Genomic DNA, 18,410 nt, shown 5'->3' with positions numbered 1-18,410 from the left:
ATAGGATCACCGGGTGCGCCTTCCCCGACTGCTCGTAGCCGCCGCCACCCTCACCGCCCTCGGCGCGTGCAGTGGCGGCGGCGGTGGCGTCGACGGCACCCCCGGCGGGTCGGGCGTGCGCGATCCGTACTTCCCGAAGGCGGGCAACGGCGGCTACGACGTCGGCCACTACGACCTGGTCCTCGACTACGACCCCGACGCCGAGCACGTCACCGGCACGGCGACGATCACGGCACGCGCCACCCAGGACCTGTCCGCCTTCAACCTGGACCTCAAGGGCCTGGACGTCGAGAAGGTCACCGTCGAGGGCCGGGCCGCCCGCTTCCACCGGGCCGGGCAGGAGCTGACCGTCCGCCCGCCCGACGAGCTGGACAAGGGCCGGAGGTTCCGCGTGCGGGTCCGCTACTCCGGCGAGCCCGGGACCGTGACCGATCCGGACGGCTCCGAGGAGGGCTGGCTGCCCACCGACGACGGCGCGGTCGGCCTCGGTGAACCGGTCGGCTCGATGGCCTGGTTCCCCGGCAACCACCACCCCTCCGACAAGGCGTCGTACGACCTCACGGTGACCGTCCCCGACGACTACGGGGCCGTCTCCAACGGGCAGTTGACCAGCAGGACGACCAAGGGCGGCCGTACGACGTTCCACTGGCACACCGCCGAGCCGATGGCGAGCTACGTCGCCACGGTCGCCGTCGGCGACTGGCGGATCAGCCGCTCGGTCACCGAGGACGGCCTGCCGGTGTACACGGCCGTCGATCCGGAACAGGAAGACGCGAGCCGGACGGTCCTCGCACAGCTCCCCGAGATCGTGAAGTGGGAGCGGGACCTCTTCGGTCCGTACCCCTTCTCCTCCACCGGCGTGATCGTCGACCGTCCGGGCGACGCCGGCTACGCCCTGGAGACCCAGAACCGGCCCTACTTCCCCGGCGCCCCCGACACCGAGACCCTCGTCCACGAGCTGGCCCACCAGTGGTACGGCGACTCCGTCACGCCGAAGACCTGGCGCGACATGTGGCTCAACGAGGGCTTCGCGACCTACGCGCAGTGGCTGTGGACGGAGGACCACGGCGGCGACACCGCGCAGGAGACCTTCGACGCGCTCTACGACGGGACCTACTTCGACGACGAGGAGTCGGACGAGGCCCTCTGGGCGTTCCCGCCCGGCAAACCGCCCGGTGCCGCCCACGTCTCCGACAGCCCGGTCTACCGGCGCGGCGCGATGGTGCTGCACCGCATCCGGCAGACGGTCGGCGACGACGCCTTCCGCGCCCTGCTGCGCGACTGGGCGGCCGCCCACCGCCACGGCAACGCGGACACCGGCGACTTCACGGCGTTCGTGGAGAAGTCGGCACCCGACGAGGACTTCACGGAGATCTGGGACGACTGGCTGTACGGGGACGGGAAGCCGAAGCGTCCGTGAGGCGGGGCGCCGGCCGTCGTCTCACTCCTCGTACGCGTCGAGCAGCCGGGGCAGGTCCGGCGGCCACAGGGCCTCGGACGCCCCGGCGAGTTCCGCGCGGCTCCACCAGCGCCAGGTGAGGATGCCGTCCGCGGCGTGCGCGGCGGCGAGATGGGGTCCGGTGGGCTCGCGCCGGGGGCCGTGGGCGACGTAGATGTGCTCGTGCTGGCGGACCGGGCCCACGCTCAGGTGGGTGAAGTCGTGTTCCCAGGTGCACAGCAGCGGGCCCGGCTCCAGGTCCGTCCAGCCGGTCTCCTCGCGCAGTTCGCGCAGGGCGCCCTCGCGGGGGCTCTCGTCCGCGTCCAGGCCGCCACCGGGCATCGCCCAGTGCACGCCGACCTCGATGTTGTCGTACCGCAGGAGGAAGACCGCGCCGTCGGGGTCGAGCACGGCGACGCGGGCGGCGCGGCGCGGGATGCGCAGCGGCTTGCGCAGCATCGTGCAGGGACGGCCGGCGCGCAGGTCCCTGCGGTGGCCGAGGGCCTCGTAGCCGAGGGCGGTCCAGAAGGCGAGGGCGTCGCTGTTGCCGTCGAGGACGGCGAGCCGCAGGCCGGCGTGGCCCGCGGCCCGGAAGCGGTCCTCGACGAGGGACGCGAGCCGCCTGCCGTAGCCCCGCCGCCGCAGGTCCGCGTCCACCATCAGCAGGCCGAGCCACGGGTCCGGGTCGGCCGGGTCGGGGTGCCGGGCGAGAGTGATCGCGATCCCGGCCAGCCGGCCCGCGTCCCGGGCGAGCAGAACCTCCGTGCCCGGCTGCGCCAGCTCGTCGGCCAGTGCCGCCGCCACCTGTTCCGGACGGATGTCGTCGGGGTCGGGGAAGTCGCCGCTGAGGGCGTGGAAGGCACGGTGGGACGCGTAGAGGGCGGTCAGCTCGCCGAGGAGGGGGCCCGGGATGTCGTGGTCGGGGGCGAGCGTGAGCGAGGTGAGGATCACGCCGGGCAACCTACCCGAGCCGGTGCTGGGGCGGCCCGGGCGTGGGGCATGACACCATCACCTGCGTGCTCGACATCGGCTACGCCCTCTCCAACCGTTTCCCCGACCCGCCGCAGACCGACTACCGCCGCGCGGACGTCCACGCCCTGCGGCACGACCTGTTCTGCGGGGACGTGTACCTGGCCGACACCGAGAAGGACCAGGAGATCTCCACGGCCTGGGGATGGGTGCCGGTGCTGGACTTCGCGTGGGCGCTGTGCGACATCGTGGAGCGGCTCGACCGGGACCCGGCGGGCTCCCGGGCCGCCCGGCCCCAGTACGCCGAACTGGACTTCACCGAGTCCACCGACCGCCTGCTGTTCGAGCGCCGCTTCGGCTGGGTCGACATCGAGGCGGAGTGGCTGCCGACGTCCGAACCGCCGCTGTCCTTCTCGCACAGCGCCCTGCGCCGGGAGGCCCGGGACTTCCTGCACGACCTGATCGCCGACCTCGCGGACCTGCACGAGGACCTGGCGGAGAACCCGGCGATCTGGACCCTCCAGGCCCGTTTCCCCCGCGTCCCCTGAGCGCACCCCGGCCCCTGCCCCCTCCCGGCCCGGGCACCCCGGCACCTGCCCCTCCCGGCCCAGGCGTCCGGGCCCTGGGAGCGCACCCGGCCCACGCGGCCGGGCCCCTGAGCACGCACAGCCCTTCCCGAACGCCCACAGCCCCCGAGCGACACCAGCCCGCACTCCTGCCCCGCCTCAACCCCACCAACCCCACACGGCCGGCCCCCGAGCGCACACGCCCCCTGCCGAGCGCGCCCCCGGTCCCTGAGCACGCGCGTCCCGGGCTCGCCCGCCCGGCCCACCCGCACGTGCCCCTCCCGCACGCCCGCGCCCCCGTTCCGCCTATTCCTCCGCCAGCACCCGCACCCCCAGCTCCGCCGCCAGCACCGGTGCCAGGTCCAGCAGCTGGGCCGGGCTGATCACCGCCCCCGCCAGCCGGTCCACGCCGCGGGCCAGCTCCAGCGGAGCGGCACCGCGCAGGTCGACGTCCGTCAGGGCCGCCGCGCCGAGGTCCGCGCCCTTCAGGGCGCAGTCCACGAACGCGACCCGCTCCAGGCGCGCACCGCCGAAGTCCGGCTCGACCAGGACACAGCCCTCGAAGACGACGTCCTTGAGCCGGGCCCGGCGCAGATTCAGGAAGTCGATCTTGCCGCCGCGGACCAGGACCCGCTCCAGCACGGCCCCGTGCAACTGCGTGCCGCCCAGCCGGGCGCCGACCAGCTCCACGTCGCGCAGGGTGGCCCCGGCGAGGTCCGTGCCGACGCCCCGTACGCCGGTGAGGACCGAGTCGAGCAGCCGGGCGCGCGGCAGGGACGTCCCGTCCAGCGCGCACGCCGTCAGCGCGCAGTCCAGGAAGCGGGCGCCCGCCCCGTCCTGTCCGGCGAGGTCCGTCTCCCGGAACTCCAGCCCGTCGTAGTCGCCGTCCGGCTCCAGTTCCCCGCCGTCGTACGGCTCCAGCGCCGGCAGCCGCACCTGCGGGCGCCGCGCCGCCCGCACCGCCGCCGTACCGCCGCCGCCCGCCGCTCTCCTCGCCATGCCCCCATGCTGCACCCCACCACTGACACCCGCCCCCACCCGCGGCGTCACCGCACCGCCCGACCACGTGCCACGTTTTCCGCCCGCGCGTCCGCCGTGAACGGCCGTGTCCCCGGCGCTCGACCGGAAGAGGCTTGACCTCAAGCAGGCTTGAGGTCGTTGAGTGGGGCTCCGACCATGAGCCACTCGTTGGGGGACCGCCATGCGCGCCATCCGTCTGCACACCTTCGGCCCCGCCGAGAACCTCGTCCTCGAAGAGGTCGAGGATCCCCGCCCGGGCCCCGGCCAGGTACGCGTCGCCGTCCGCGCGGCGGGTGTCCACCTGCTGGACACCGCTCTGCGCGAGGGCGTGCGGGGACCGGCGCCCGAGCTGCCCGTCCTGCCCACGATCCCCGGCCGCGAGATCGCCGGCGTCGTCGACGCCCTCGGCGAGGGCACGCCGGAGAGCTGGCTCGGCCGGCGGGTCGTCGCCCATCTCGGCTTCGCGCCCGGCGGTTACGCCGAACTCGCCGCCGTCGACGCCGGCCGCCTCCACGAGATCCCGGCCGGTCTGGGCTTCGCCGAGGCCGTCGCCATGATCGGCACGGGGCGTACGGCGATGGGGATCCTCCAGTTCGCCGACCTCGGGCCCGGCTCCGTGGCCGTGGTCCCGGCCGCCGCGGGCGGCATCGGCACGCTGCTGGTGCAGTACGCGAAGAACGCCGGGGCCACCGTCGTGGGGCTGGCCGGGGGCCCGGAGAAGACCGCCCGCGTCGCGGCGAACGGCGCCGACGCCGCCGTCGACTACACCGACCCCGAGTGGCCGGCCAAGGTCCGCGCCCACCTGGGCGGCCGGGCGGCGACCGTCGTCTTCGACGGCGTCGGCGGGGACGTCGCCCGGGAGGCCGTCGCGCTCCTGGGGCCCGGCGGCCGGCACCTCGTCTTCGGCTGGTCGGGCGAGGGCCTGCGGGACGGCAGGCCGTATCTCGTCGACGGCGTGTCCCAGCAGGTGCTCGGCCCGGTGATGCTGGAGAGGGCGGGCGGACCCGACCCGATGCGCACCCTCGAACTGCGCGCCCTCGCCGAGGCGGCCGAGGGGCGCCTCTCCCCCGCCGTGCACCGCTTCCCGCTCGCCGAGGCCGCGGCCGCGCACCGCGCGCTCCAGGGCCGCGGGACGACCGGGAAAGTGGTTCTGGAGCCCTGACCGCAGAAGGCTCCCACCGGCGCCCGGAACGAGATGCGACACCCCCCGATCCATGGTCTTCTGGCCGAATGAGTGCCGCCCCGACAGGCGAGGGAACCGCCCCCGCGGACGCCAGCCCCCGCCGCTGGTGGGGGCTGATGGTGATCGCCCTGGCCCAGCTGATGGTCGTCCTCGACGCGACCATCGTGAACATCGCGCTGCCGTCCGCGCAGCGCGACCTGGGCATGTCCGACGCCAACCGCCAGTGGGTGATCACCGCCTACACCCTCGCCTTCGGCAGCCTGCTGCTGCTCGGCGGGCGCATCGCGGACCTCGTGGGACGCAGACGCACCTTCGTCATCGGGCTGATCGGCTTCGCCGTCGCCTCCGCGATCGGCGGCGCCGCCGTCGGCCCCGCGATGCTCTTCGGCGCCCGTGCGCTCCAGGGCGTCTTCGCCGCCGTCCTCGCGCCGTCCGCACTGTCCCTGCTGACGACCACCTTCACCGACCCGGAGGAACGCGGGAAGGCGTTCGGCATCTACGGCACGCTGGCCGCCAGCGGCTCCGCCATAGGCTTCATCATCGGCGGCGTGCTCACCGAGTACCTGGACTGGCGCTGGTGCCTGTACGTCAACATCCCCATCGCCGTCGTCGCCGTGACCGGCGCCCTGCTCATCCTGCACGACCGGCCCGGCCACACCGGCGTCCGCCTCGACGTCCCCGGCGTGCTCCTCGGCTGCGGCGGCCTGGTCGCCCTCGTCTACGGCTTCAGCGAGGCGCAGCCGCGCGGCTGGAGCGACCCGCTCGTCCTGGCGCTGTTCGCCTCGGGCGTCGTCCTCCTGACGGCCTTCGTGTGGTGGCAGACCCGGGCGCCGGTGCCCCTGCTGCCGCTGCACGTCGTCCGCGACCGCAACCGCGCCGGCTGCTTCCTGACGATGATGCTGGCGGTCGTCGGCATGTTCGGGCTGTTCCTGTTCATGACCTACTACCTCCAGGTCGTCCTGGACTACTCCCCCGTGCGGACCGGCCTGGCGTTCCTGCCGATGACCGCCTCGATCCTCGTCGGCTCCACCCAGATCTCCGCCCGGCTGCTGCGCCACGTGGGCCCGCGCATGCTGATGGTCCCCGGCATGCTCCTGGCCTCCGGCGGCATGGTGGTCCTCGCCCAGATGACCGTGCACTCGCAGTACGCCTCCGAGATCCTGCCCGCCCTGATCCTGATGGGCCTCGGCATGGGTCTGACCTTCATGCCGGTCTTCTCCACCGCCACCGCCGGTGTCGCCCCGCAGGACTCCGGCGTCACCTCGGCGACGGTCAACACCTCCCAGCAGGTGGGCGGCTCGATCGGCACGGCACTGCTCAACACCGTCGCCACCAGCACCAGCGCGTCCTGGATCACGGCCCACCTCACCGACCCGGCCCGGCGGGAGGAGATCGTCCGGGAGGGCGTCGTCCACGGCTACACGGTCGCCATCTGGCTGGCCGCGGGCATCATGCTGCTGGCGGGCGCGGTCGCGGGCCTGATGGTCACGGCCAAGGCCCCGAAGCACGGCACCCCGGCCGACCACCCGGTCCCGGAACCGGTGGCCTGAAGGGGAAGGGACCGCGCCCGCCTTCCCGACGCCCCGGCGCGACAACCCCCGACGGGCCGCCGCAGCGCCCCCACCGCCCGTCGCACGGACCCGCCGACGCCTCGTCAGCACCCCGCCCGGCCCGTCACGCGGGTCACCGCCCGCACCGCCCCACGAGCCTCCGGCGTCCCCGGCCGAGCCACCGGTGCGCCCCGGCGCGGAGCGCTCAGTGGCGGCCCGCCACCCGGTCCGCCAGCAGGGCCAGGCGGGACGACTCCGCGCTGTGCGTCGCGCGCTCCCGCCGGTCCGCCTCCCGGTACACGGCGTACAGACCCCGCACGCCCAGCCAGCGCAGCGGTTCCGGCTCCCAGCGGCGCACCCGGTGCCCCACCCACGGCAGGTCGGTCAGCTCGGTGCGCCCGCCCTCACCCGAGTCCCGCCGCACCAGGTCGCACAGGGTGCGCCCGGCCAGGTTGGCGGTGGCGACACCGGAACCGACGTAGCCGCCCGCCCAGCCCAGCCCCGTCGACCGGTCCAGGGTGACGCTCGCGCACCAGTCGCGCGGCACCCCCAGCACCCCCGACCAGGCGTGCGCGATCCGCAGTCCCGCGAGGGAGGGGAAGAAGCGGACCAGGATCTCCCGCAACGCCTCGACGGTCGCCGCCTGCGTGGTGCCGTCGTCGTCGGTGCGGGAACCGAAGCGGTACGGCACCCCGCGCCCGCCGAGCGCGATCCGGCCGTCGGCGGTGCGCTGCGCGTACATGTAGGCGTGCGCCATGTCGCCGAGGGTCTGCCGGCCCTCCCACCCCACCGACTCCCACTGCTCGTCGGTGAGCGGCTCGGTGGCGATCATCGAGGAGTTCATCGGCAGCCAGGTCCGCCGCCGGCCCTTGAGGGAGGCGGTGAACCCCTCGGTGCAGCGCAGTACGTAGGGCGCGCGGACGGTGCCGTACGGCGTCACCGCCCGCCGGGGCCGGATCTCCGTGACCGGCGTCGACTCGTGGACCGTCACCCCGAGGCGTTCGACGGCCGCCGCGAGCCCCTTCACCAGCTTCCCGGGGTGCAGCCGCGCCCCGTGCGGCGTCCACGTCGACCCGACGGCGCCCGCCACCCTGATCCGCTCCGCCGTCTCCCGGGCCCCGTACAGCTCCCGGTCCTTCTCCCCGAAGGCCAGCTCGGCCTCGTGGAACGCCTTCAGCCGGGCCGCCTGCGCGGGCGTGCACGCCACCTCCAGCACCCCGCCCTTGTGGACGTCGGCGTCGACGCCCTCCGCCGCGGCGGCCCGGATCACCTCGTCCACGGTGTCGTTCATCGCCCGCTGCAGCCGCACCGCCGCCTCGCGGCCGTGCAGCCTCGCATACCGGTCGCGGCCCGCGATGCCGTTGTACAGCCAGCCGCCGTTGCGGCCGGAGGCGCCGTACCCGCAGAACCTCTGTTCCAGGACCGTGATCCGCAGGGACGGCTCCGCCTTCTTCAGGTAGTACGCCGTCCACAGTCCCGTGTAACCGCCCCCGACGATCACCACGTCCGCCGACGCGTCCCCGCCGAGCGGTTCCCGCACCGCCGGGAGACCGTCGTCCGCGTACCAGTAGGAGATGCCACCGTTCACGACGCCGCTGCTCGGGCTGCTCATGGGCAGGACGCTAACCGTGGTGGAGGGCCGCTGTCTGCTTCGGATTCCGTCGACTTCCGCCCCCGCGGGGCCCGTACGGAGCCGGTGGAACGGGCGGAGCCGGTGGAACGGGGTGACCGGTGCGCCGCCCGCCGGTAGTGTCACCGGGCGTGATCGACGTTCCGGACGCGCTCGCGGCCTTCCTGGCCGAGGACCACGGGACGGCCGGCCGTGCCTTCGCCGACGCGCTGCCCGGGCTGGCGGCCGGTTTCCTGGACCGCTGGGGGCTGCGCCCCGACGGTCCCCCGATGCACGGCCGGTGCGCCCTCGTGCTGCCCGTCGTCCGGCACGACGGCACACCGGCCGCCCTCAAGCTCCAGGTCCCCGACGAGGAGACCGAGGGCGAGCCCCTCGCCCTCGGCCGGTGGGACGGCGAGGGGGCGGTGCGTCTGCTCGGCCACGACCCCGCCACCGGCACTCTGCTGCTGGAGCGCCTCGACCCGGCCCGCACGCTGCACCACGTCGAGGACTCCCGCGAGGCCGTCCTCGCCCTCGCCCGGCTGCTCGCCCGCCTCACCGCCGTCCCCGCCCCGCCCGGCCTGCGCCGCCTCGCCGACATCGCCCGGACCGTGCTGGAGCGCACGCCCCGGGCTCTGGATCGCGTCCCCGGTCCCGGGGCCCGCCGCCTGCTCGCCGACTGCGCCGCCGCCGTGCGCGAGGTCGCCGGCGAGCCCGGCGACCGGCTGCTGCACTGGGACCTGCACTACGCGAACGTCCTGGCCTCGGACCGCGCCCCCTGGCTCGCCATCGACCCCAAGCCGCTGGCCGGCGACCCCGGCTTCGACCTGTTCCCCGCCCTGGTCAACCGCTACGACCCGGCCGAGACCCGGTGGCGTTTCGACGCCATGACCGACGTCCTCGGACTGGACCGCGAACGGGCCCGCGCCTGGTCCCTCGGCCGCGTCCTGCAGAACTGCCTGTGGCGGGTGGAGAACGGCAGCCCGCTGGAGGCGGAGCAGCTGGAGACCGGGCACCTGCTGCGGACGGGGTGAAGCGGCGGCGCCGGGAAGGGGCGCGCGGCCCGACGGCCGAGGAGCGCCCGTCGGCGGTCTCCCGGCCCGGCCGGGCCCGCGGCGGCTCCGGGCCGGGCCGGCCGGTGGTGGGCGGGGGTCAGCTCCGGCACGTCTCCCGGGGCTGGTGCCGGGGCGGCTCGCGGTCCCGGCGCAGCGCGGCCGCCAGTTCCGTCCGCCGGCGTATGCGCAGCTTTCGGTACGTGTGGGTCAGGTGGGTCTCCACGGTGCGGCGGGCCAGGTGCAGCAGGGCGGAGATCTCGGCGTTCGTCCGGCCGTCGGCGGCGAGTTCGGCGATACGGCGTTCACTGTCGGTCAGCGCCCCGGAACCGGTGCGGACCGCCGCCGGCCCCCGGGCGCCGCCCTCGCGCAGGGCCTGTTCGGTGAGCGCGAGCAGACGCCGGGCGCCCACGCTTTCGGCCAGGCCGGCCGCCTCGCGCAGGCTTGCGCGGGCCCGGCCGCGTTCGCCGGCGGCGAGGAGCTGGCGGCCCTGGGCGAGCAGTGCCCGGGCCAGTTCCGTGCCGGTACCGGCCGACGGGTCGCGCAGGGTCCGTACGGCCTCCTCCGCCAGCGCCAGGCCGCGCCGCCCGCCGGTCGCGGTGCCCAGCACGCGCAGGGCGCGGCCCACCGTGCGCGGGGTGTTCCACAGCCGGGCCAGCCGCAGTTCCTCCGTGGCCAGGTCCAGCGCCTCCCGGCCGCCGCCCAGCGCCAGCCGGCACTCCGCGACCGCCGTCCGCCACGGGGTGACGACCGGGCTGACCACCTCGCGGGCCGACTGGCGGCGTCCGCACTCCAGGAAGTCGTGGAGCGCGCCCGCCGGATCACCGGCGGCCGCCCGCAGCACGCCCCGCGCGTAGAGGAAGCGGTTCAGCTCCCACCCGTCCGGTGCCTCCCGCAGGTCGAACCGGGCGGCGAACCGCTGCGCCTCGTCGACGCGGCCGGTGTGGACGAGTGCCATGAGGGCGTGGGCGTCCCGGTTGGAGGGGCCGGTGCGGGGGCGGGCCGGGCCCCCCGCCGCGTCGGTGCCCGGAACGTCGGCGAGCAGGCGGTCGTAGTCGTCGCGGGCCGCGGCGATGTCGGCCCGGGTGTTGAGGAGCGCCTGCCGCATCGGGTGGAGCAGCGCCGGGTGCTGTCCGGCCAGGCCCCGCTCCACGAGCCGGTCCGCCTCGCCGAGTTCGTCGGCCCACTGGGCGACCGCGGCGGCCGTGCCCAGCAGGAACGGCTCGGCGAGCGGGTCGGCGGGCTGCGCGAGCAGCGCCCGCACCCGCCGCATCGCCTCCTGCGCCGAGATCAGTCCGGCCGTGGACGCGTACCTCACGAGCAGGACCTGTCCGGTGGTGCCCACCAGTTCCGGGGAGCGCTCGCCGGTCTCGCACAGCCACCGGTACTCCTCCCGCCGGGTCGCCAGGTCCGCGTCGGACAGCAGCGCGCCGGCGGTCCGCACGAGGCGGGCCAGGTCCGGGTGGCCGGCCAGCCGGACCTCCGTGCGGCGCAGCACCTCCATGGCCGTACGGATCTCCCCGCGGCCGGTCAGGGCGGTGCCGAGGGCGACGGCCGTACGCACCCGGTCGCGGGGTTCGGCCGGCAGGTGCTGGGCCTCGGCGAGGCGCGCGATGGCCGCCGGGGTGTCGTCCGACCCGTACTCCAGGGAGCCCAGTTCGGTCAGCAGCCGCTGCCGCAGGCCGTCGCTCAACGGCTCGTCCAGGGCCCGGCGCAGATAGCCGGCGGCGTCGCCGGGACGGGCGTCGTGCACGGCGTCCGTGGCCGCGTCCCGCAGGACGCGCAGCGCCCAGGGCAGCCCGACGGCCGGTGTCCGCAGCAGGTGCCGGGCGACCGTCTCGGCCCGGCCGCCCCGGCGCAGCGCCGCCTCCGCCGCCGCCCGGTGCGCCGCCTCCCGGCGGTGCCGGGGCCAGCCGGTCAGCACGGCGTCGCGCAGCAGCGGATGCGCGTAGCGGGGGCGGCCCGCGGCGTCGGGGCGCAGCAGTCCGAGCCGGGTCATGGCGGCGAGCCAGCCGGCGACCCACGCGGGGTCGGCGCCGGCCGCCTCGGCGAGCAGGTCGACCGGGTCCCGCTCCGCGCTCCGCACGTCCCGACCGTTCCCGGCGGGCCCCGTGGACCCGCCGGCCCCGCCAGCCCCGGTGGCCCCGCCGGCCCCGGTGCACCCCGCGTCCCCGGTGTACCCCATGTGCCCGATGGCCTCCGCGGCCTCGGCACACCCCGCGGCCCCGGCGACCTCGGCAGGCCCCGCCGCCCCTGCACGCCCCGCCGACCCCGCGGACCCGGTGCTCGCGCCCCGCTCCGCGTGCTCCGCGCACTCCGCGTCCTCCACGTGCCGCGGCGGGTGTGCGGGCCCGGGTGCCACGGCAGCGGCACCCGGGCCCGGGTACGGCGGCGCGACGGCGTGTCCGAACGCCCCGCGTCCGACCGGCTGTTCCGTCGAGGCGGTCGCCGTTCCCTCCTCGGGCCACGCCTGTTCCAGCGCCGCGAGACAGCGCGCCACGTCGGCCGTCGCCGTCCCGGCGCTGTCCAGCCACCAGGAGACGGCCGCCGGATAGGCCCCGGGGTACAGCGCGGCGCAGGTGCCGGGCAGCGGCGGGGGCTCCTCGGACGCGGCACCGCCCCGGCCCGGGGCGCCGCCGAGGTCGTCGAGCAGGGCGTGCAGCAGCAGCGGACTGCCGGCGCCGGCCCGTACGCACTCCGCCGTCCAGCGCGGTCCGGCCGTGGGGAAGGCGGCCCGGACCAGCCCGGCCGCCGCCTCGTCGCTGAGCGGGGCGAGGGTGTGGGAGCGCACGAGGGAGGGCGACAGGACCTGGGTGAGCCCGGCGGGCCGCGGCTCGACGTCGTACTGGCTGCGCTCGGTGACCACCAGCAGTACCGGTAACCGGTCGACGCGCCGGGCCGCCTCGACCAGCCAGCGGCGCGAGGGGTCGTCGGCGAGGTGGACGTCGTCCACGGCCACCAGCAGCGGGCCCTCGGCCGCGTACGAGCACAGCCGCTGCCAGAGCCGGACCGCGCTGCCGTGGTCGTCGCCGGGTACCGGTTCGGCGTACTCCTGCCCGGTGCCGAGGAGTTGGAGCACCGCGGCGAAGGGCGTCCCGGTGCCCTCGGGGGAGCAGCGGGCGCGCAGCACCCGCAGGCCGCGGTCCGCGGCGTGCCGGACGGCCGCCTCCAGTACGGCGGTACGGCCCGTGCCGGTGGCACCGCGCAGCAGGACGAGGCCGCCGGTGCCGGCCCGGGCGCGCTCGGTCTCGGCCGCGAGCAGCGCCAAGGCGTCGTCGCGTTCGCGAAGCGGTCCGGTCATCGGTGCCTCCTGTGGTGCATGACGCCTTCCTCCGTCTGTGAGACGTCTGAATGCGGACGGTGGTGGTGTGAGGTGGGCCACCCCGGGGTAAGAAGTGCCGCGGACGGGCCGTCCGTCGTGGTGCTGCTCACGGTGGTGCGCGCACGGCGCCACGATCCCGCCCGTCCTCGCGCGGGGCCCTGCCGGTCTGCGGGAACACGCGCCCGGCGGCCCGGTGGTGGGGGCCGCCGCGCTGGTCTCGTGGTGTGTCTCGTGGTGTTCCACGATTGCGTGTTCCCAGCAGTCCCAGAAGTGTGGAACATGCTCATCCGCCGCAGGCTTGGGCCCGTCGGCGGGCTTGTGAACAGGGGGGAAACGGTTGTTCAACTCACCCCGGACCACCACCGCATCCACCGCCGCCGTCACCGCAGTCACCGCCGGGACGGCCGGAGCCGTCAGAACGGCCGACGTCGTCGGCACCACCGGCGTGTTCGACCGCCGCGTACCGGTGGCGGTGACCGCCCCGGACCCGATCAGCCGCGAGGGCGCGGTCAGCCAGCTGCGCCGGCATCCGGAGATCGACCTGTGCGAGGAGACCGGCCCCGGCACGGTGGCCCTGCTCATCGAGGACGCGCTCGACGAGGCGACGCTCACCCGGCTGCGCCGGATCGTGCGCAGCGAGGGCGCGCGCGCCGTGCTCGTGGTCGGCGCGATCCGCGAGACCGAACTGCTGGACGTCGTCGAGTGCGGCGTCGGCGCCATCGTCTGGCGTCACGAGGCCACCGACCACCGGCTGGTGCAGGCGGTGCTGGCCGCCTCCCGCGGCGACGGCGACCTGCCCGCGGACCTGCTCGGCCGGCTGATCAACCAGGTGGGCACCCTGCACCGGGGGGCGGCGGGCCGCGCCGGCGCCCCCTCGCTGGGGCTCGCGCCCCGTGAGGTGGACGTCCTGCGGCTGGTCGCCGAAGGCTTCGACACCGGGGAGATCGCCGGCAAGTTGTCCTACTCCGAACGGACCGTCAAGAACGTCATGCACGGACTCACCACGCGGCTCCATCTGCGCAACCGCGCGCACGCCGTTGCCTATGCCCTGCGGGAAGGGTACATCTGACCGAACGGGCATGCCGGGAACGGTCCTTCGGGGCCGCACGGGCAGGACGTCCTGCCCCGCCGTCGTCCCCGGCGCGCCTGGGGGCGGGGACGGCACCCGGGACACGATCGACGACGAACGGCAGCGAGCGGCACGGCGGTACGGGCAGGGCGGGAGCGCGAGTGTGATCCACGAGGTGGACGAGGTCCTCAAGGGCCTCCTCGGCGGCGGGGTGCTGACGGGCTCGGGCATCGACGTGTCCTTCGAGGCGCCCACCCGTGACTGGGCGGCCCGGCGCAACGCCCCCGTGGTCAACACGTACCTGTACGACATCCGGGAGGACGTGACCCGGCGCCAGCGCGGTCACCTGCCGGTGCACGACGAGCGGGACGTCGTGGTGCGCCGCCGTCGGCCGCCCCGCTGGTTCCGGCTGTCGTACCTGGTGACGGCCTGGACGAAGACCCCGCAGGACGAGCACCGGCTGCTCTCCGCGGTACTGGCGACCCTGCTGCCGCACGAGATCCTGTCGCCCTCCGAACTCCCCGGCTCCCTGGGGGCGCTGGGCCTGTCGGTGCCGCTGACGGTGGCGGGCACCCAGACGGAGTCCCGCTCCTTCGCCGAGATCTGGTCCGCCCTGGGCGGTGAACTGAAGCCGTCCCTGGACGTGACGGTGACCGTGCCCTTCCCCTCCTACCCGGAGTACGACGCCGGTCCCCCGGTCACCGAGGGCGTCACGGTCCGGGTGCGCGACCTGGACGGCGACCCGGCCGCGGCCACCGGGCGCTCCCACCGCCCCCACCAGGTGGCGGCCGCCCGCGCCGCCCGCCGCGACACGACGGACCGCCCCCGGGACCCGCGATGACCGCCCCGCACACCGCCCCCGGCGCCCCGCCGCCCGCCCCCGGCGGGGACGCGCCCGCCCGCGCCCTGCTCGCCCGCCTCGCCGGCCTGCGGGAACGGGTGGCCGCGCTGGCCGAGGAGCGCGCCGCCGGCGATCCCACGGCCGACGACCCGCTGCGCGGCCTGTACCTGTCCGACGAGGCCGTGCGCCACCTGCTGCGCACCTGGCCGGCGGACACCGGTCCCGGCACTGGTCCGGAGGCCGGTCCCGGCACTGGTCCGGAGGCCGGCACCGGCCCCGGGACCGGCGGCACCGCCACGCCGCACCCGGCCGCCGGCACACCGGCCGTCCCGGAGGACCGGCTGGCGCGGCTGGCCGGGCGGACGGGGCTGACCGAGTGGGACACCGCCGTCCTGCTCATCGCCCTCGCCCCCGACGTCGACCGCACCTTCGAGCCGCTCTACGGCTACCTCAACGACGACGTGAGCCGCCGCCGCGCCACCGTGGGCCTCGCCCTCGACCTGTGCGGGGTGCCCGCGCACACGGCGGCGGCCCGTGCCCGTCTGCACGCCTCGGCACCGCTGCTCGCCCTCGGCCTGCTGGAGGTCGAGGAGCCCGAGCGGCCCTTCCTGTCCCGTTCCCTGCGCGTCCCCGACCGGCTGGTCGGCCATCTCCTCGGTGACGACACCCCGGACGCCGCGCTCCTCGGCCGGCTGCTCCCGATGCCCGACCCGCTGCCCGCCGACCCCGACGCCGAGGACTTCGCGCACCGGCTGGCCGCCCGGCTCCACGACGGCCCGCTCATCGCCTACCTGCGCGAACAGCGCGAGGGCGACGGTCTGGCCGCCCTCGCCGCCGCCCTGCGCGCCGCGGGCGTCGACGCGCTGCGCTGCCCGGACCCCGGGGACCACGTCCCCGAGCTGCTGCGCGAGGCCCGCCTCGGCGGCCGGGCCGTCGTGGTGCCGGGCCTGCCCGAGAAGCCGGGCCCGCTGCTGCGGGCGCTGACCGCCGCGACGGACGTGACCGTGCTGCTGACGGACCCCCGCCCGTACGACCCGCACTGGTCCCCCGACGACCCGCTGGTCCTCGACGCGCCGGGTCGCCGGGCCGGTGGCACGAACGCCTGGCGGGCCGCGCTCGGCGCGGACGCCGACGGCTTCGACCTGGCCGCCACCGTCGCCCCGTACCGCCTCGGCGGCGACCGCGTCCGGCGGGCCGCGCACACCGCCCGCGCCCTCGCCGCCTTCGACGGCACCCCGGTCACCGCCGGCCACGTCCGGCTCGCCGCCCGCCGCCAGTCGGCCTCCGGCCTGGAGAGCCACGCCCGGCGGATCCGGCCCGCCGTGGACTGGCGGGACCTGGTCCTGCCCGAGGGGCCCCTCACCCAGCTGCGCGAACTCGCCCTGCGCGCCCGGCACCGCGACCGCGTCCTCGGCGACTGGCGGCTCAGCGCGGGCGGCGGACGCGGCCGGGGCGTCCTCGGCCTGTTCGCGGGCGAGTCCGGCACCGGCAAGACCCTGTCGGCGGAGGTGGTCGCGGCCGACCTGGGCCTCGACCTCTACGTCGTCCAGCTGTCGTCGGTCGTGGACAAGTACGTCGGCGAGACCGAGAAGAACCTCGAACGGATCTTCACGGAGGCCGACCGCACCGACGCCGTGCTCCTCTTCGACGAGGCCGACGCCGTCTTCGGCAAGCGCTCCGAGGTCAAGGACTCGCACGACCGGTACGCCAACATGGAGAGCGCCTACCTGCTCCAGCGCCTGGAGTCCTTCGACGGCATCGCCCTGCTCACCACCAACCTGCGCGCCAACATCGACGAGGCGTTCACCCGGCGCCTGGACCTGGTGGTCGACTTCCCGTTCCCGGACGCCGGGCAGCGTCTGGCGCTGTGGCGGCACGGCCTCAGGCACGTCCCGTCCGCCGACGACATCGACCCGGCCCCGCTGGCCCGGGACTTCGAGCTGGCCGGCGGCTCGATCCGCAGCGCGGTGGTCACCGCCGCCTATCTCGCCGCCGGACGCGGGGACAAGGTGACGGCGGGCGACCTCCTGGAGGGCGCCCGCCGTGAGTACCGCAAGGCGGGGCGGCTGGTGCCGGGCGAGGCGAGCTGGTAGCGGACCACCGGCCCGCCCGTCCCGGCGCCCCGCCGGGACGGGACCGCGGGGATCAGGTGCCGTCCGTCCGGCGGATCTCCCACTCCGCGTCGTCGGAGGCCGTGCAGTCGAAGATCACCATCTTGGCGTTGAGGACGCCGACGCTGGAGCCGGCGACGTCCAGGCAGGCGTTGTTGCTGGCGAAGTTGCGGATCCAGTAGGCGCCGCTCTCCTTCTTCTCGACCCACCAGAGCTGGTTGTCCTTGGTCGTGCCGTCGCAGGTGAACTCGGTGACGGGGGTCGTGTAGGGGTTCCCTCCCATGCCCGGGAGGTCCATGCAGAGCTGGTCCGTGGTGTTCCGGATCTGGAAGAGCGCGGCCCCGCCGGGGCCGCCCTTCGCGTACTTCACCTCCAGGTTCCAGAGCTGGTTGTCGGCGTCGCTCGAATCGCAGGGGGCCTGCCAGACGGGACCGTCGAGCTGCCCCTTCTCGTGTCCCGGGAGTTCGGCGCAGTACGTGGTGACGACGTTGCGCAGCAGGACGTTGCTGGCGGGCACCACGGCCGGCTCCGGGTCGGGCTTCCGGGCCGGTTCCTCCCCACCGCCCCCTCCTCCGCCGCCGCCACCGTCGCCGTCGCCGGCCTTCGGCTCCTCCTTCTCGGGATCCTCGGCCTTCGGCTGCCCGGGCACCGGGACGGCCGGCGCGGACGCGCTGGGCGGCGCCTGCAACGCGGGACTGGCGCTGGGGCTGGGGGCGAGGGCGGTGCCCGCCTGCTCGATCTGCTCGGTGGCGCTGGTGCGGACCTGGGGCTTGTAGGCGATCCAGATCATGACGAAGGCGAGCGCGAGGGCGACGAAGACGCCGCAGAAGGTCGCGAGCCAGCGCGGCAGGAACCCGCGCTGGACGTACACGCCCTCCACGTTCGTGGGCTCGACCCCGGACCGGCGCACGGCCAGCGTGTACGGCCGCTCCTCCTTCGACCCGAACCAGATGATCTGCCGCGGCTTCAGCGTCGTCTCGACGAACGCCGCCCGCCCCGGCTCGATCTGCACGTTCCCCGGACGGATCTCGTACGACAGGTGGTCCCCGGTGTCGCTGCCGGCCACCGAGGCGGTCACCTTCGTGTTGCCGAGGTTGTCCACCGCCAGCTTGGGCCGCCCCCGGAACCGTCCCTTCACCGTCGGCGGCACCAGCTCGGCCCGCACCTCGGTGAACGGCGTGATCGTCAGGTTCCCCTCCGGAACCGTGACCGCGTCCGGATGCTCGGTCGGTGTGATCCGCACCGCGTACGGGTTCGGGCCCGCCGTCGCATCCGGGGTCCGCGGCGGCGCGAAGGTCAGCTCCACCGTCCCCGTCGTCCCCGGATACAGCCGCAGCGTCGGCGGCTCGATCGTCGTCCAGGGCGCCACGTCCCCGACGGGCTCGAACCGGTACTCGTCCACCACGTCACCGGTGTTGCGCACCCGCAGACGCACACGCGTATTGCTGCCGGGGTCCACAGTCGCGGACGCGGGCTCCAGCGAAGTCCAAAGGCTCACACGCCGACGCTACGGCCGCGTCCCCACCATGTCAGGAGCCGCGGGGGCACACCGGTTGCCCTTCCGCACCCGACCGGAGGACCGTGCCCCCGGGTCTGCCCGTGCAGTCCTCCCGCGTACGCCGGCCGTCGGGTACGGAAGAAGTCACCGCTCCATACCTCTCAGGGCCCGCATGCACAGTC

13 protein-coding genes are annotated in these 18,410 nt (G+C 75.6%); 8 read left to right on the top strand and 5 right to left on the bottom strand.

Annotated features, from left to right (window positions below; translation table 11 throughout):
* The first annotated feature begins 13 nt into the window (after positions 1-13).
* A complete protein-coding gene (locus ACIRFH_RS13975; RefSeq protein ID WP_403520109.1) occupies positions 14-1,420 on the top strand; it encodes a M1 family metallopeptidase in 1,407 nt (468 codons plus the stop codon).
* Positions 1,421-1,441: 21 nt separating this feature from the next.
* Here ACIRFH_RS13975 and ACIRFH_RS13970 read toward each other — a convergent pair whose 3' ends face one another.
* Positions 1,442-2,389: a GNAT family N-acetyltransferase gene (locus ACIRFH_RS13970; RefSeq protein ID WP_403520107.1), complete on the bottom strand. Its 948-nt coding sequence runs from the start codon at positions 2,387-2,389 to the stop codon at positions 1,442-1,444.
* Positions 2,390-2,454: 65 nt separating this feature from the next.
* On the opposite strand from ACIRFH_RS13970, the gene ACIRFH_RS13965 reads away from it, so the two are divergent.
* Entirely contained in the window at positions 2,455-2,955 is a 501-nt protein-coding gene (locus ACIRFH_RS13965; protein ID WP_403520173.1) for a hypothetical protein, read from the top strand.
* 324 nt (positions 2,956-3,279) lie between these two features.
* Here ACIRFH_RS13965 and ACIRFH_RS13960 read toward each other — a convergent pair whose 3' ends face one another.
* A complete protein-coding gene (locus tag ACIRFH_RS13960; protein WP_403520105.1) occupies positions 3,280-3,972 on the bottom strand; it encodes a pentapeptide repeat-containing protein in 693 nt (230 codons plus the stop codon).
* A 202-nt stretch (positions 3,973-4,174) separates the two neighbouring features.
* On the opposite strand from ACIRFH_RS13960, the gene ACIRFH_RS13955 reads away from it, so the two are divergent.
* Together ACIRFH_RS13955 and ACIRFH_RS13950 are read left to right on the top strand one after the other, a co-directional pair.
* Positions 4,175-5,155 (top strand): zinc-binding dehydrogenase, encoded by a 981-nt coding sequence (locus ACIRFH_RS13955; protein WP_403520103.1) that lies wholly within the window; start codon positions 4,175-4,177, stop codon positions 5,153-5,155.
* 68 nt (positions 5,156-5,223) lie between these two features.
* Positions 5,224-6,726 carry an MFS transporter gene (locus ACIRFH_RS13950; RefSeq protein ID WP_403520101.1) on the top strand — a complete coding sequence of 501 codons (1,503 nt, stop codon included), beginning with the start codon at positions 5,224-5,226 and terminating at the stop codon, positions 6,724-6,726.
* 205 nt (positions 6,727-6,931) lie between these two features.
* Here ACIRFH_RS13950 and ACIRFH_RS13945 read toward each other — a convergent pair whose 3' ends face one another.
* Positions 6,932-8,338: an NAD(P)/FAD-dependent oxidoreductase gene (locus ACIRFH_RS13945; RefSeq protein WP_403520099.1), complete on the bottom strand. Its 1,407-nt coding sequence runs from the start codon at positions 8,336-8,338 to the stop codon at positions 6,932-6,934.
* 137 nt (positions 8,339-8,475) lie between these two features.
* Between ACIRFH_RS13945 and ACIRFH_RS13940 the strand changes: the two genes are divergently transcribed.
* The gene (locus ACIRFH_RS13940) at positions 8,476-9,369 is read left to right on the top strand and encodes an aminoglycoside phosphotransferase family protein (RefSeq protein ID WP_403520171.1); all 894 of its coding nucleotides are present in this window, start codon (positions 8,476-8,478) and stop codon (positions 9,367-9,369) included.
* A 118-nt stretch (positions 9,370-9,487) separates the two neighbouring features.
* On the opposite strand, the gene ACIRFH_RS13935 is transcribed toward ACIRFH_RS13940, so the two are convergent.
* A complete protein-coding gene (locus tag ACIRFH_RS13935; RefSeq protein WP_403520097.1) occupies positions 9,488-12,688 on the bottom strand; it encodes an AAA family ATPase in 3,201 nt (1,066 codons plus the stop codon).
* A 358-nt stretch (positions 12,689-13,046) separates the two neighbouring features.
* Here ACIRFH_RS13935 and ACIRFH_RS13930 point away from each other — a divergent pair, with 358 nt between their 5' ends.
* The 3 genes from ACIRFH_RS13930 (at position 13,047) to ACIRFH_RS13920 (ending at position 16,712) form a co-directional block, all read left to right on the top strand.
* Entirely contained in the window at positions 13,047-13,778 is a 732-nt protein-coding gene (locus tag ACIRFH_RS13930) for a LuxR C-terminal-related transcriptional regulator (RefSeq protein ID WP_403520096.1), read from the top strand.
* Between the two features lie 163 nt (positions 13,779-13,941).
* Positions 13,942-14,619 carry a DUF4255 domain-containing protein gene (locus ACIRFH_RS13925; protein WP_403520094.1) on the top strand — a complete coding sequence of 226 codons (678 nt, stop codon included), beginning with the start codon at positions 13,942-13,944 and terminating at the stop codon, positions 14,617-14,619.
* Positions 14,616-16,712: an ATP-binding protein gene (locus tag ACIRFH_RS13920; RefSeq protein ID WP_403520092.1), complete on the top strand. Its 2,097-nt coding sequence runs from the start codon at positions 14,616-14,618 to the stop codon at positions 16,710-16,712. The genes ACIRFH_RS13925 and ACIRFH_RS13920 overlap by 4 nt, the downstream gene beginning before the upstream one ends.
* A 52-nt stretch (positions 16,713-16,764) precedes the next feature.
* Here the strand turns inward: ACIRFH_RS13920 and ACIRFH_RS13915 are convergent, their stop codons facing one another.
* Positions 16,765-18,228, bottom strand: coding sequence for an RICIN domain-containing protein (locus ACIRFH_RS13915; RefSeq protein WP_403520090.1), 1,464 nt, complete (start codon positions 18,226-18,228; stop codon positions 16,765-16,767).
* Between the last annotated feature and the right edge of the window lie 182 nt (positions 18,229-18,410).

Source organism: Streptomyces sp. NPDC093586, assembly GCF_044764905.1.
Taxonomy (GTDB): Bacteria; Actinomycetota; Actinomycetes; order Streptomycetales; family Streptomycetaceae; genus Streptomyces.
This window is presented reverse-complemented; position numbering and strand designations above follow the sequence as displayed.

What these genes read in the sequence shown, in the direction of transcription:
- ACIRFH_RS13960 (WP_403520105.1), bottom strand. Translation starts at nt 3,972, where the DNA reads ATGGCGAGGAGAGCGGCGGGCGGCGGCGGTACGGCGGCGGTGCGGGCG.
- ACIRFH_RS13955 (WP_403520103.1), top strand. Translation starts at nt 4,175, where the DNA reads ATGCGCGCCATCCGTCTGCACACCTTCGGCCCCGCCGAGAACCTCGTC.
- ACIRFH_RS13950 (WP_403520101.1), top strand. Translation starts at nt 5,224, where the DNA reads ATGAGTGCCGCCCCGACAGGCGAGGGAACCGCCCCCGCGGACGCCAGC.
- ACIRFH_RS13945 (WP_403520099.1), bottom strand. Translation starts at nt 8,338, where the DNA reads ATGAGCAGCCCGAGCAGCGGCGTCGTGAACGGTGGCATCTCCTACTGG.
- ACIRFH_RS13935 (WP_403520097.1), bottom strand. Translation starts at nt 12,688, where the DNA reads ATGACCGGACCGCTTCGCGAACGCGACGACGCCTTGGCGCTGCTCGCG.
- ACIRFH_RS13920 (WP_403520092.1), top strand. Translation starts at nt 14,616, where the DNA reads ATGACCGCCCCGCACACCGCCCCCGGCGCCCCGCCGCCCGCCCCCGGC.